The organism is Actinocorallia sp. B10E7 (genome assembly GCF_039871655.1).
Lineage (GTDB): Bacteria > Actinomycetota > Actinomycetes > Streptosporangiales > Streptosporangiaceae > Actinocorallia.
The window spans coordinates 697,247-711,076 of record NZ_JBDPLZ010000003.1 but is presented as its reverse complement, the minus strand read 5'-3'; the positions used below and the strand labels follow the sequence as shown (position 1 = coordinate 711,076).

The 13,830-nt window shown below is 68.1% G+C and carries 12 protein-coding genes; 9 read left to right on the top strand and 3 right to left on the bottom strand.

The features are described 5' to 3' along the window. Positions 1-3 precede the first annotated feature (3 nt). From mshC to ABGB12_RS13360, 3 genes are all read right to left on the bottom strand, one after another. Entirely contained in the window at positions 4-1,233 is a 1,230-nt protein-coding gene (gene mshC / locus ABGB12_RS13370) for a cysteine--1-D-myo-inosityl 2-amino-2-deoxy-alpha-D-glucopyranoside ligase (protein WP_347677493.1), read from the bottom strand. 152 nt (positions 1,234-1,385) lie between these two features. Continuing rightward, positions 1,386-2,240 (bottom strand): PAC2 family protein, encoded by an 855-nt coding sequence (locus tag ABGB12_RS13365; RefSeq protein WP_347677491.1) that lies wholly within the window; start codon positions 2,238-2,240, stop codon positions 1,386-1,388. A gap of 176 nt (positions 2,241-2,416) precedes the next feature. Continuing rightward, positions 2,417-2,872 (bottom strand): universal stress protein, encoded by a 456-nt coding sequence (locus ABGB12_RS13360; protein ID WP_347677489.1) that lies wholly within the window; start codon positions 2,870-2,872, stop codon positions 2,417-2,419. 173 nt (positions 2,873-3,045) lie between these two features. On the opposite strand from ABGB12_RS13360, the gene ABGB12_RS13355 reads away from it, so the two are divergent. From ABGB12_RS13355 to ABGB12_RS13315, 9 genes are all read left to right on the top strand, one after another. After that, positions 3,046-3,699, top strand: a complete 654-nt coding sequence (locus tag ABGB12_RS13355; RefSeq protein WP_347677487.1) for an HAD family phosphatase — start codon at positions 3,046-3,048, stop codon at positions 3,697-3,699. A gap of 109 nt (positions 3,700-3,808) precedes the next feature. Continuing rightward, positions 3,809-4,228 carry a hypothetical protein gene (locus ABGB12_RS13350; protein ID WP_347677485.1) on the top strand — a complete coding sequence of 140 codons (420 nt, stop codon included), beginning with the start codon at positions 3,809-3,811 and terminating at the stop codon, positions 4,226-4,228. Positions 4,229-4,763: 535 nt separating this feature from the next. Next, positions 4,764-5,699, top strand: a complete 936-nt coding sequence (locus tag ABGB12_RS13345) for an ABC transporter permease (RefSeq protein ID WP_347677731.1) — start codon at positions 4,764-4,766, stop codon at positions 5,697-5,699. Between the two features lie 55 nt (positions 5,700-5,754). Then, positions 5,755-7,506 (top strand): ABC transporter substrate-binding protein, encoded by a 1,752-nt coding sequence (locus tag ABGB12_RS13340; protein WP_347677483.1) that lies wholly within the window; start codon positions 5,755-5,757, stop codon positions 7,504-7,506. 100 nt (positions 7,507-7,606) lie between these two features. Continuing rightward, the gene (locus tag ABGB12_RS13335; protein WP_347677481.1) at positions 7,607-8,620 is read left to right on the top strand and encodes an ABC transporter permease; all 1,014 of its coding nucleotides are present in this window, start codon (positions 7,607-7,609) and stop codon (positions 8,618-8,620) included. Then, positions 8,620-9,687, top strand: coding sequence for an ABC transporter ATP-binding protein (locus ABGB12_RS13330; protein WP_347677479.1), 1,068 nt, complete (start codon positions 8,620-8,622; stop codon positions 9,685-9,687). The genes ABGB12_RS13335 and ABGB12_RS13330 overlap by 1 nt, the downstream gene beginning before the upstream one ends. Before the next feature lies 1 nt (position 9,688). After that, positions 9,689-10,684 (top strand): dipeptide ABC transporter ATP-binding protein, encoded by a 996-nt coding sequence (locus ABGB12_RS13325; RefSeq protein ID WP_347677477.1) that lies wholly within the window; start codon positions 9,689-9,691, stop codon positions 10,682-10,684. Between the two features lie 361 nt (positions 10,685-11,045). Further along, entirely contained in the window at positions 11,046-11,981 is a 936-nt protein-coding gene (locus ABGB12_RS13320) for an ABC transporter permease (RefSeq protein ID WP_347677729.1), read from the top strand. A 52-nt stretch (positions 11,982-12,033) separates the two neighbouring features. After that, the gene (locus tag ABGB12_RS13315) at positions 12,034-13,788 is read left to right on the top strand and encodes an ABC transporter substrate-binding protein (RefSeq protein WP_347677475.1); all 1,755 of its coding nucleotides are present in this window, start codon (positions 12,034-12,036) and stop codon (positions 13,786-13,788) included. Positions 13,789-13,830: the final 42 nt, after the last annotated feature.

Here is a 13,830-nt window from a genome sequence, read left to right as displayed (position 1 = left end):
GGGTCAGAGCGCGACGCCCAGCAGGGCATCGGTGATCGCCGCGACCTGGGCCGGGGCGTCGGGGTCGGCGCCCTCCTCGGCGGCCCAGCGGTCGACGGCGGCCAGCGCGGCCGGGGCGTCGAGGTCCTCGGACAGGGCGGCCCGCACCTCGGCCAGCAGCTCCGCGGCGGGCGCCCCGGACGGGCGCGCCACGGCGGCGCGCCAGCGGGTCAGCCGCTCGTGCGCGGTCTCCAGCTGGGACAGGGTCCACTCCCAGTCCGAGCGGTAGTGGTGGGCCAGCAGGGCCAGGCGGATCGCCATCGGGTCGGCGCCCTGGGCGCGCAGCCGGGAGACGAAGACCAGATTGCCCTTGGACTTGGACATCTTCTCGCCGTCCAGGGCGACCATCCCGGCGTGCACGTAGGCCCGGGCGTGCGGTGTCTCCCCGGTGGCGGCCTGGGCGTGGGAGGCGCTGAACTCGTGGTGGGGGAAGGTCAGGTCGCTGCCGCCGCCCTCCACGTCGAAGCCCATGCCCAGATGGCGCAGGGAGATCGCCGAGCACTCGATGTGCCAGCCGGGACGTCCCTTGCCGAAGGGGGAGTCCCAGGACGGCTCACCGGGCCGCTCGGCCAGCCACAGCAGCGCGTCCAGCGGGTTCTTCTTGCCCGCGCGGTCGGGGTCGCCGCCCCGCTCGGCGAACAGCGGCAGCATCTCGGCCCGGGAGAGCCCGCTGACCTGACCGAAGTCCGGGTCGGCGTCGGCCGGGAAGTAGAGGTCGCCGTCCACCTCGTAGGTCAGGCCCTTGGCCTTCAACTCGGAGATCATCTCGATGACCGTCGGGATGGCCTCGACCGCGCCGACGTAGTGGGCCGGCGGCAGGATCCGCAGCGCCTCCATGTCGGTGCGGAACAGCTCGATCTCCCGCTCGGCCAGGTCCCGCCAGTCCACGCCGATCGCCTCGGCACGTTCCAGCAGCGGATCATCGACGTCGGTGGCGTTCTGGACGTAGAGCACCTCGTGCCCGGAGTCCCGCCAGACCCGGCCCACCAGGTCGAAGGAAAGGTAGGTGTTGGCGTGCCCCAGGTGGGTGGCGTCGTAAGGGGTGATGCCGCAGACGTACATGCGGGCCACGGGGCCCGGTGCGGTCGGCCGCACCGTCCGGGTGGCGCTGTCGTAGACCTTCAGCTCCGGTCCCGGACCGGGGAGACCTAGAGCGGACAGCCGGGGGACCTCGGGTGCAGACCAAGAACGCATGAAGGCAGCTTATCCACATGAATACGCACGCCTGACGGCGTGCTGGTCGTGGCTGGACGCGCGCTGACGCGTGCTGGGCGATCCACATGAATAACGCGCGCCTGACGGCGTGCTGGTCGTGGCTGGACGCGCGCTGGATGATCCGGGACGGTTCAGACCGGAGGTTCCATGCCGCGGCGGCGCAGGTAGCGCTCGAACTCCCGGGCGATGGACTCGCCGGAGGCCTCGGGCAGTTCCGCCGCGTCCTTCTGCTCCTCCAGGGTGCGCACGTAGTCGGCGACCTCGGTGTCCTGCTCGGCGAGCTCGTTGACGCCCTCCTCCCAGGCGCGGGACTGCTCGGGCAGCTCGCCCAGCGGCACCGTCACGTCCAGGATGTCCTCGACCCGGTGCAGCAGGGCCAGGGTGGCCTTGGGCGAGGGGGGCTGGGAGACGTAGTGCGGCACCTGCGCCCACAGCGAGACCGTGGCGATGTCCAGGCGGTCGCAGCTGTCCTGGAGCACGCCCAGGATGCCGGTGGGGCCCTCGTAGCGGGACGGCTCCAGCGCCAGCGTCTCGCCCAGCCCCAGATCGGCGGCGCTGCCGCTGACGGGGACGGGACGGGTGTGCGGGGAGTCGGCCAGCAGGGCGCCCAGCAGCACCGCGGTCTTCACGCCCAGCCTGACGAGGTAGTCGGTGAGCTCCCGGCAGAACGAGCGCCACCGCATGTTCGGCTCGATGCCGTGCAGCAGCACCACGTCGCGGCCGGACTCCAGGCGGGCCACGAAGATCCGGGTGGTGGGCCAGACGATCTCGCGGCCTTCCCCGTCACCGGTCAGCCTGACGTTGGGACGGGTCACCTGGAAGTCGTAGTAGTCCTCCGGGTCCAGCTCGGCGATCTGGCGCGCGCCCCAGCTCTCCGCGAGGTGGCCGATCACCCCGCTGGCCGCCTCTCCCGCGTCGTTCCAGCCTTCGAACGCGGCGACCAGCACCGGGCGGTCGAGCTCCGGCACGGATTCGAGTTCGAGCACGCGGCCTCCTTACCGGGGGTGACGACAGATCGGAGCCGATTCCAGCCTATGTCCTGGGCGGCCCGTCCCCGTCCCTTCGACCGGCATCCCGCCCGGGGCGGCCCCGGGGAGGGATGTCGGCGTTCCGGGTATCCCCGTTGTTTCACGGGGATTTTCCCGGCTTTCTGATACCGAAACTACTTGCCGTCGGTCGTGTGCACGATGAGGACGTCGCAAGGGGACTTGTGGGAGAGGTTCGCCGGGACCGAGCCGAGCAGCCGTCCGGCCAGGCTGTTCAGGCCCCGGTTGCCGACCACGACCAGATCGGTCTCGCGCCGGCGGGCGAGCGAGGACAGCACGTCCACGGCGTCGCCCTCCACCGCCACCGTCTCTATCTCCTTGGCGCCGGCGCTCACCGCCCGCTCCCGCGCGGCGCGCAGCGCGTCCTCCGCCGGGGTCGCGCCCTGCACCTTGTAGGCCAGGTCGCCGAGCTGATCGGCGGCGCTCGCCCGCTCCTTCTCCGGCATCGGGTGGTAGGCCGAGGCCAGTACCAGCACCGCGCCGGTGGCGGCGGCCAGGCCGGCGGCCTTGTCGACGGCCCGGAGGGAGGTGGGCGAACCGTCGGTTCCCACAAGGATGGACCGGTATGTCATGGGGGGGCTCCTTACCAGTCGGTAGTTTGTCCGGGGAACGCTACTGCGCCGCGCCGGGTTCCGCCATGGGACCGAAGTCCTCAGAAAATCCGCGTGAGGTCGGACACAGCCGGGCCGCACAGGCCCGCCGCGCAGGGGGCTCCCGGCCAGTCGGTGAAATATCATCCGGTCACGTGACTCTTCAGGCGATCCTCTTCGACCTCGACGGAACCCTCATCAACTCCGAGCCGGTCTGGCTCACGGTGGAGCACGAGGTCATGGACTGGCTCGGCGGACCTTGGGACGTCGAGCACCAGAACGCCGTCGTGGGCGGGGCGCTGTGGTCGACGATCGAGTACATGCTGGCGCTGTCGGGGGCCTCGGTGCCGCCCGAGGCGGTCGCCGAGCGGCTCCTGGGGCGGATGGCCGAGCTGCTGCCGACGGAGCTGGCCGTGATGCCGGGGGCCAAGGAGCTGCTGACCGAGGCCGCCGCCGAGGGGATCCCGGTGGGGCTGGTGACCTCGACGGTCCGGGCTCTGGCCGATGTGGCGATCGACGCCCTGGGGCGGCACCACTTCGCCCTGACCGTCGCCGGGGACGAGGTGGAGAACACCAAGCCGCACCCGGAGCCCTATCTGAAGGCGGCACGGCTGCTGGGCGCCGAACCCGCCCGGTGCGTCGTCTTGGAGGACTCCCCGACCGGGGTGAGGGCGGCGGAGGCCGCGGGCTGCGCGGTGGTGGCGATCCCGTGCGTGGTGCCGATCGACCACGCGCCGACCCGGATGGTGCTGCCCTCCATGGAGGGCCTGACCGTCGAGCGGCTGCGCTCCCTGGTCCCGCGGCCCTGAGGCGGGGGTTCACCCCCGCGGAGATCAGGGGCGGAACCCTCCCGGGGGAGGAGGAGCCCTCCGGCTTCCCGTGTGACGATGGAAGGAGCGCGCACTGGGGAGTCGAACAATGAGTGATGTCCTGCTTTTCACCATCAGCCTCGCGGTCACCGTCCTGGGCCTGCTGGCCAGCTGGAGGGCCGCCCGCCGCCGAGGTCTGCCCTCGGGGCTGCGCGGAGCGGCCTGGTCGCTGGTGCCGCTGGGGTTCTACCTGACCGGTCTGACCGGGTTCCTCAGCTCGCTGGTCCTCAACCCCACCCGCTGGACGGGCGTGGCGGTGCTGGGGCTCGCGGGCGTCCTGTACGTGGTGTCGGGCGTGAAGCTGCGCTCTGGCACGCAGCCGGGTCCACGGCGGGTGGAGGCCGGCGGGCGGCCGGGCGCCGCGCCCGTCCCGCGCGGCCGGGCGTCCGCCCCCGTCTCGGGTGCCGCCGGCGACCTGGACGACGACATGAAGGAGATCGAGGAGATCCTGCGCCGCCGAGGGATCTGATCGCTCCCGCCCGGAGCCGGAGGGCCTGGAGTCAAGCCCGTCCCCGCGAGGGGGCGGGCTTTTGTGTCTGTCCGAAACGTGGGAAGCGCCACTCTGGAACGTTCCATACCAGAGCTGACCTCATGGTCACAAGGGATATCTTTCGTTCCTTCGGGTGAAAAACCAGTGATCAGATCACACGTATGACTCGGAAACGTAAATTTTTCGGCGATAGTGGCCTTCGGGAACAAATTCCTATCCGGTCGCATGGATACTCTCTTCCGGCGTGTCCGAATTCGGCTTCATGACGGAAGTTCTTCCATCAGGCGAAGAGGAGTCCGAGATGCGTCATCAGACGGTAACTTTCTGTTAAGAGGGCTGCCTTGCGCGCCTTGGCGCCGACCACGGCGTCGGTACAAGGGGCACGTACACCACGGCTGAGGCGGCTGGTGTCCGGTGGCAGGAGAGGAACGTGCGTGAGCGAGCTTAGGGAGGCCGCGTGACCGCGCCCATCGAGGTCTCCAAGGGCGAGGTCGAGGCCCATCCGGAAGACGTTCTGCAGGGGGTCTCCGGGAAGGCCATCCAGGGCCGCTCCCTGGGGCAGATCGCCTGGCTCCGCCTCAAGCGCGACAAGGCGGCGCTGGGCGGGGCGGTGGTCATCGTCCTGCTGATCGTGGCCGCGATCTTCGGCCCGCTCTTCCTGCAGGACCCCACGGTCTACAACCAGGGCCTCATCGACCCGACCTACCAGCGGCCCAAGGGCGGCTGGCTGCACTCGGGCATCAGCTGGGACCACCCGCTGGGGGTGGAGCCCACCACCGGCCGCGACATGCTGTCGAGAATCGTCTCGGGGGCCCGCATCTCGCTGCTGGTGGCGTTCCTGGCGACGCTGCTGTCGGTGCTGATCGGCACCGTCATGGGCGTGCTGGCCGGCTACTTCGGCGGCTGGGCCGACACCCTGATCAGCCGGGCGATGGACGTCTTCCTGGCCTTCCCGCTGCTGCTGTTCGCGATCGCGCTGGTGGGAGTGGTGCCCGGCGAGGTGTTCGGCATCAAGGGCAACGGGCTGCGGGTGTCGGTACTGATCTTCGTGATCGGCTTCTTCAACTGGCCCTACATCGGCCGCATCGTCCGGGGCCAGACCCTGTCGCTGCGCGAGCGGGAGTTCGTCGACGCCTCCCGCAGCCTCGGCGCCGGTCACGGCTACGTGCTGTTCAAGGAGCTGCTGCCCAACCTGGTGGCGCCGATCATCGTCTACGCGACGCTGCTGATCCCCACGAACATCCTCTTCGAGGCGGCGCTGTCCTTCCTGGGTGTCGGCGTGAACCCGCCCACCCCCTCCTGGGGCGGCATGCTCACGCTGGCGGTGCCCACCTACCAGAACACGCCGTTCTTCATGATCATCCCAGGTCTGGCGATCTTCATCACCGTCCTGGCCTTCAACCTGCTCGGGGACGGGCTGCGCGACGCGCTCGACCCCCGGGCCCGGTGAACCCCCACGGGTTCGTGTTCTCCCTGCAAGTTCCCAGAGAGGTGCGCTCAGCACTATGAACAAGATCAAGATCGGGGCGTCCCTCGCGGCGGGCGCGGTGCTCGCCGCCGGGCTCACCGCCTGCGGTGGGAACTCCGAGTCGGGTACCTCGGGCTCCGCGGCCAAGGCGGACGCGGCCAACACCGCGGTCGTCAACCCCTCGGACAAGAAGGGCGGCAACCTGTCCTTCGCGATGTCGAGCGACTGGGACTCGCCCGACCCCGGCGACACCTACTACGCCTTCTCCTGGAACTTCGCCCGCTACTACTCGCGGGCGCTGATGACCTTCAACGACGCGCCGGGCACCGACGGCCTGGAGGTCGTGCCGGACCTCGCCGAGTCCGCGGGCACCCCGTCGGACGGCGGAAAGACCTGGACCTACAAGATCCGCAAGGGCGTCAAGTACGACGACGGCACCGAGGTCACGTCCAAGGACGTCAAGTACGCCGTCGAGCGCTCGAACTTCACCTCCGAGCTCCAGCTCGGCCCCAAGTACTTCCAGCAGTACCTGGTCGACAACCCCGGCGGATACAAGGGCCCCTACAAGGACAAGTCCAAGGACGGCCTGAAGTCCATCGAGACGCCGGACGACCACACCATCGTCTTCCACCTGAACACGCCGTTCTCGGAGTTCGACTACCTGGCCGCCATGCCGCAGACCGCCCCGGTCCCGCGGGCCAAGGACACCGGCGTGAACTACAAGAAGCAGATGGTCTCCTCCGGCCCGTACAAGGTCGACTCCTACGTGCCGGGCAAGGAGATGAAGCTCTCGCGCAACCCGAACTGGGCGGCCGGGACCGACCCGCTGCGCAAGGCGCTGCCGGACACCATCTCCGTCGCGCTCAACCAGAACCAGGACGACATCGACAACCGCCTGCTGTCCGGCGCGGTCCACATGGACCTGGCCGGCGCCGGCCTGGCCACCGCGGCCCAGCCGAAGGTCCTGGGCAACAGCGCCCAGAAGCAGCACACCGACGTCGCCACCGGCAGCACGCTGACCTACATGGCGATCAACACCAGGACCGCCCCGTTCGACAACGCCGCCTGCCGCAAGGCCGTGCAGTTCGCCGTCGACAAGGTCTCCGTGCAGACCGGCCTGGGCGGCCCCGTCGCCGGCGGCGCCGTCGCCTCCACCATCCTGCCGCCGTCGGTGACCGGACACGAGAAGTTCGACCTGTACCCGTCGGCCGGCAACGCCGGCGACCAGGCCAAGGCCAAGGAGCAGCTGGCCGCGTGCGGGCAGCCGAACGGCTTCTCCACCACGCTGACCGCCCGCGCCGACCGTCCCAAGGAGATGGCCGCCGCCCAGGCGATCCAGCAGGGCCTGGCCAAGGTCGGCATCAAGGTCGAGATCAAGAGCTACCCGTCGGGTGACTACTTCACCAAGTACGCGGGCTCCCCGGCGTTCATGAAGTCCAACAAGGTCGGCCTGGCCATGATGAAGTGGGGCGCCGACTGGCCGTCCGGCTTCGGCTTCCTCCAGCAGGTCGTGGACGGCCGGGCGATCAAGCCCGCGGGCAACACCAACCTGTCGGAGACCGACATCAAGGCCGTGAACGCCATGTTCGACGCCGCGACGAAGGAGACCGACACCGACGAGCGCAACGCGATCTACACCCAGGTCGACAAGGCCGTCATGGAGAGCGCGGACATCGTCCCGCTGACCTACGCCAACCAGCTGCTGTACCGCCCCGCGAACGTCACGAACGTGTTCGTGGCCGCCGGTTGGAGCGGTATGTACAGCTACCTCAACATGGGCGTGAAGTAGCCCACGTCCGCTCGGTTCGTCTGATCACCGCAGAAGGCAGGTGAAGGCCGAGAGGTGAGCGCGGTCCCTCCGGGGGCCGCGCTCACCGGGCCGCTCCACAGTGTTCGCATTCATCGTCAGGCGCCTCTTCGGCGCGGTCGCCATGCTGGTGATCGTCAGCATGGTCACCTTCGGCATCTTCTTCCTGCTGCCGAAGCTGGCCGGTCAGACCACCGACCAGCTGGCCGCCTCCTACGCGGGCAAGGCCCCGACGCAGGAGGCGATCGCCGACATCAAGGAGCGGCTCGGCCTGGACGACCCGATCGCCGTGCAGTACGGCCGGTACGTCAAGGGGATCGTGGCGGGCCAGGAGTTCAGCAACGGGCCGAGTGTCATGAAGTGCCCGGCGCCCTGCCTGGGGTACTCGTTCCGCAACTCCGAGCCCGTCCTGCCCACCCTGGTCGACCGGGCGCCGGTGACGTTGTCACTGGCCGTCGGCGCGGCCGTCATCTGGCTGGTCGCCGGCGTCGGCATCGGCATCGTCTCCGCGCTGAAGCGCGGCAGCGTCTTCGACCGGCTCGCCATGATGACGGCTCTGGCGGGTGTGTCGCTTCCCATTTATTTCACCGGCCTGGTGTCCCTGGCCGTGTTCGCCTACGGGCTCAAGCTCTGGCCCGACGGCGTGGCCTACAAGCCCTTCCTGGACAACCCGGTGGACTGGGCCTACAACCTGATTCTTCCCTGGGTGACGTTGGCGTTCCTGTACGCGGCTCTGTACGCGCGGTTGACGCGTGCGGGGATGCTGGAGACGTTGAACGAGGACTTCATCCGGACGGCCCGTGCGAAGGGGCTTCCGGAGAAGACGGTGATCACCAAGCATGCGCTGCGCGCGTCCTTGACGCCGATCCTGACCGTCTTTGGACTTGACCTGGGGCTGCTTCTGGGCGGCGCCGTCCTCACCGAGAAGACGTTCGGTTTCGCAGGGCTCGGGGCCCTGTCCATCGACTCGATCGCGTCGGGGGACCTGCCGATGGTGATGGGCGTGGTGCTGCTGGCCACCATCTTCATCGTGCTGGCCAGCCTGATCGTGGACATCCTGTACGCCGTCGTCGACCCGAGGGTGAGGCTGAACTAGTGAAGATCGCATCCGTTCCTCCCGCCACCGGGCCGCGGCCCTTTCTCGAGGTCCGTGACCTGAGGATCCATTTCCCGACCGACGACGGCCTGGTGAAGTCCGTGGACGGGCTGAGCTTTCAGCTCGAGCGCGGGCAGACGCTGGGGATCGTGGGGGAGTCGGGTTCGGGCAAGTCGGTGACGAGCCTGGGCATCCTGGGCCTGCACAACCGCCGCAACTGCCGGATGTCGGGGGAGATCTGGCTGAACGGCAAGGAACTCGTCGGGGCGTCCCCTGAGGAGGTCCGCAGGCTGCGGGGCCGGAAGATGGCGATGATCTTTCAGGATCCGTTGTCGGCGATGCATCCGTTCTATTCGGTGGGTTCTCAGATTGTTGAGGCTTATCGGATTCATCATGATGTGTCGAAGAAGGTGGCGCGTAAGCACGCGGTGGATCTGCTGGGTCGGGTGGGGATTCCGACTCCGGCCAAGCGGGTGGATGATTATCCGCATCAGTTCTCGGGTGGTATGCGGCAGCGGGCGATGATCGCGATGGCGTTGTCGTGTGATCCGGAGTTGTTGATCGCTGATGAGCCGACGACGGCGTTGGATGTGACGGTGCAGGCGCAGATTCTGGATCTGTTGCGGGATCTGCAGGAGGAGTTCAATTCGGCGATCATCATGATCACCCACGACCTCGGCGTCGTCGCCGAACTGTCGGACCGGATCATGGTGATGTACGGGGGCCGCTCCGTCGAGCAGGGCGACGTCCAGGAGATCTTCCACTCTCCGGCCCACCCCTACACGTGGGGTCTGCTGGGGTCGATGCCGCGGCTGGACCGGGACCGTTCGGAGCGGTTGATGCCGGTGAAGGGCACGCCTCCGTCGTTGATCAACCTGCCGTCGGGGTGCGCGTTCCACCCCCGGTGCGCCTACGCCGACCTCAACGAGGGGCGCAGCGTCACCGAGGTGCCCGAACTGCGGCCGGCCGGCGACCCCGGCCACCTGGTCGCCTGCCACCTGTCCGCCGAGCGGCGCCAGCGGATCTGGGAGACCCAGATCCAGCCGAACCTGGAGAAGGTGAAGTGAGTTGAGTACCTCAGGAACCCCGCTGCTGGAGGTCACCGACCTGCGTAAGCATTTTCCGGTGCACGCGGGTCTGCTGCGTCGTCAGGTGGCGGCGGTCAAGGCGGTCGACGGTGTGTCGTTCTCGGTGAACCGGGGTGAGACTCTGGGGCTGGTGGGGGAGTCGGGCTGCGGCAAGACGACCACGGGTCGGATGATCATGCGGTTGCTGGATGCGTCGTCGGGGAGCATCCGGTTCGAGGGTGAGGAGATCGCGGGTCTGTCGCAGCGGCGGATGCGTCCTTTGCGCCGCGACATCCAGATGATCTTCCAGGATCCGTATTCGTCGTTGAACCCGCGTAAGACGGTGGGTTCGATCGTGGGTGCCCCGTTCCATCTGCAGAGCATCGACACTCCGAACGGGGTGAAGAAGGCGGTGCAGGAGCTGCTTGAGCTGGTGGGTCTCAACCCTGAGCATTACAACCGGTATCCGCACGAGTTCTCCGGTGGTCAGCGTCAGCGGATCGGCATCGCCCGCACTCTGGCGTTGAAGCCGAAGTTGATCGTGGCGGATGAGCCGGTGTCGGCTCTGGACGTCTCGATTCAGGCGCAGGTGGTGAACCTGCTGGAGGACCTTCAGGACGAGCTGGGGTTGACCTATGTGGTGATCGCGCATGACCTGTCGGTGGTGCGGCATATCTCGGATCGGGTGGCGGTGATGTATCTGGGTCGGATCGTGGAGGTGGCCGATCAGGCGGACCTCTACACGCGGCCGATGCATCCCTACACGAACGCTCTGCTGTCGGCGGTGCCGATTCCCGATCCGAACGCGCGGCGGGAGCGGGAGCGCATCCGGTTGAAGGGCGACGTGCCCAGCCCGCTGAACCCGCCTCCGGGTTGTCACTTCCACACGCGGTGCTGGAAGGCGCAGGAGGTGTGCAGGACGGTGCAGCCTCCGTTGGAGGAGAAGCGTTCGGGCCAGCAGGTCGCCTGCCACTTCCCGGAGAACGACGGCTCCTGAGATCTCGCCCGCGGATCCCGGTGACGGACGATCTCCGGCCCTCCGCGGGGGAGACCGGACGACCTTCTTCTGGCCGGTATCGGCCGCGAAAACTTCCCGGTATCCCCCATTTCGAAAAATAGGGTCAAAGCGGACATAAGTTGCTATGTGCAACATATGTCCGCTTCTCTGTCAGGAACAGGTGTTGGTCGGGCAACGACGGGATCACGATCCAGATACGGGGGCTGGTGCGCCCCCGGTCCGCGCCAGCAGATTCTCCAAGACAGCTTTCCGGCGATGACGCCTGTTGCGGAGGTTCGTAAGCGTGGCCGCACCGATCGAGGTCTCGAAGAGCGAGGCCGAGGCCCGCCCAGAGGATCTACTGAAGGGCCTCGGCAAGTCCATCGAGGGCCGTTCGCTCTGGCAGATCGCCTGGCTGCGGCTCAGGCGGGACAAGGTGGCCCTCGGCGGCGGGGCCGTCATCCTGCTGCTGATCCTCGCCGCGATCGTCGGCCCCTGGTTCACCCCCGACCCGCTGGAGTACAACCAGGACCTGATCGACGCGACCTACCAGCGGCCCAAGGACGGCTGGCTGCACTCGGGCATCAGCTGGGACCACCCGCTGGGCGTCGACCCCACCACCGGCCGCGACCTGCTCGCGCGCGTCCTGGTGGGAGCCCGCATCTCCCTGCTGGTCGCCGCCGCGGCCACCCTGCTGTCGGTCCTGATCGGCGTGGTCCTCGGCGGGCTCGCCGGCTACTTCGGCGGCTGGTTCGACACCCTGATCAGCCGGGCGATGGACGTCTTCCTGGCCTTCCCGCTGCTGCTGTTCGCGATCGCGCTGGTGGGCGTGGTGCCCGGCGACGGGGTGATGGGAATCAAGGGCAACGGGCTGCGGGTGTCGGTGCTGATCTTCGTGATCGGCTTCTTCAACTGGCCCTACATCGGCCGCATCATCAGAGGCCAGACCCTGTCGCTGCGCGAGCGGGAGTTCATCGACGCCTCCCGCAGCCTGGGCGCGGGGCACTTCCACGTCTTCTTCCGCGAGGTCCTGCCCAACCTGGTGGCGCCGATCATCGTCTACGCGACGCTGCTGATCCCCACGAACATCCTCTTCGAGGCGGCGCTGTCCTTCCTGGGCGTCGGCGTCATCCCTCCGGCGCCCTCCTGGGGCGGCATGCTCACGCTGGCGGTGCCCACCTACCAGAACACGCCGCTCTTCATGATCGTTCCGGGCCTCGCGATCTTCATCACGGTCCTGGCCTTCAACCTGCTCGGGGACGGGCTGCGCGACGCGCTCGACCCCCGGGCCAGATGAACCCCACCGGGTTCGTCATCCTCCATCACAGAAAAAGAGGTGTGCCGGTCACATGGGCAAGTTCAAAGCGACCGCCATCGTGGCGGTCGGCCTGATGCTGAGCGGGGTCCTGGCGGCCTGCGGCTCGGATGATTCATCTGATTCGTCAGACTCGGGTGCTTCCGGCTTCAACGCCGTTGAGAAGGGCGTCGTCAACCCCTCGGACAAGAAGGGGGGGACCATCCGCTACGCCAGCTCGGACGACTGGGACTCGCCCGACATGGGCGATACGTATTACGCGTTCTCCCAGAACTTCGGACGGCTGTACGGGCGGGCGCTGACCACCTTCAAGGTGGGCACCGGGCTGGAGAGCCAGGAGATCGTCCCCGACCTCGCCGAAGCACTGGGCACCCCGTCGGACGGCGGCAAGACCTGGACGTACAAGATCCGCAAGGGCGTCAAGTTCGACGACGGCACCGAGGTCACGTCCAAGGACGTCAAGTACGCGGTCGAGCGCTCGAACTTCAGCGCGGAACTTCAGCTCGGCCCCAAGTACTTCAAGCAGTACCTGGTCGACAACAACCCGCCCTACCAGGGCCCCTACAAGGACAAGTCCGAAGAGGGCCTGAAGTCGATCGAGACGCCGGACGACCAGACCATCGTCTTCCACCTGAACCAGGCGTTCTCGGAGTTCGACTACCTGGTGTCGATGCAGACCCAGCCGGTGCCCAGGGCCAAGGACAAGGGCCTGGAGTACCAGAAGAGCATCGTCTCCACCGGCCCCTACAAGATCGACAGCTATGAGCGCGGCAAGGCCATGAAGCTGTCGCGCAACCCGCACTGGGACAAGGCGACCGACCCCCTGCGCACGGCGCTGCCCGACAACATCGAGGTCGCGCTCAAGCAGAACGCCGACGACCTCGACCAGAAGCTGCTGGCCGGCGCGCTCGACATGGACATCGCCGGCACCGGCGTCCAGGGCGCGGCGCAGCCCAAGGTCCTGAGCAACGCCCAGTACAAGGCCAACGCCGACAACGTCACCGCCGGCTACCTGCGCTACATGGCGGTCAACGGCAAGGTGAAGCCGCTCGACAACGTCCACTGCCGCCGGGCCGTGGCCTACGCGACCGACAAGGTCGCCGCGCAGACCGGCTTCGGCGGACCCGTCGCCGGCGGCGAGGTCGCCACGACGATCCTGCCGCCGAGCGTCACCGGCTACCAGAAGGCCGACCGCTACCCCGTCGGCCCCGACCAGCACGGCGACATGGCCAAGGCCAAGGAGGAGCTGGCCGCCTGCGGGCAGCCGAACGGCTTCTCCACCAAGATCTCGGCCCGGTCCGACCGGCCGAAGGAAGTCGCCGCGGCGCAGGCCATCCAGCAGGGCCTGGCCAAGGCCGGCATCAAGACCGAGATCGTCCAGGTCCCCGCGGGTGACTACTTCAACAAGTACGCCGGCACCCCCAAGTGGGTCCACGACAACGGCGTCGGCCTCATGCTCATGGCGTGGGCCGCGGACTGGCCGTCGGGCTTCGGCTTCCTCCAGCAGATCGTCGACGGCCGGGCCATCAAGCCCTCCGGCGGCACCAACCTGCAGGAGACCGACCTGCCCGAGGTCAACCAGCTGCTCGACGAGGCGGCCCAGGACACCAACGCCGAGACGCGCAACGCCCGCTACACCAAGGTCGACCAGCTGGTGATGGAGGACGCGGGCATCGTGCCGCTCATCTACGCCAAGCTGCTGCTGTACCGGCCCGCGAACGTCACGAACGTGACGCTCAGCAACGGCTACGGCGGCATGTACGACTACCTCAACCTCGGTGTCGAGTAGTAGTCGGGTCTGCAGGCCTCCGCGTTCGTAGAAGGCAGGTGA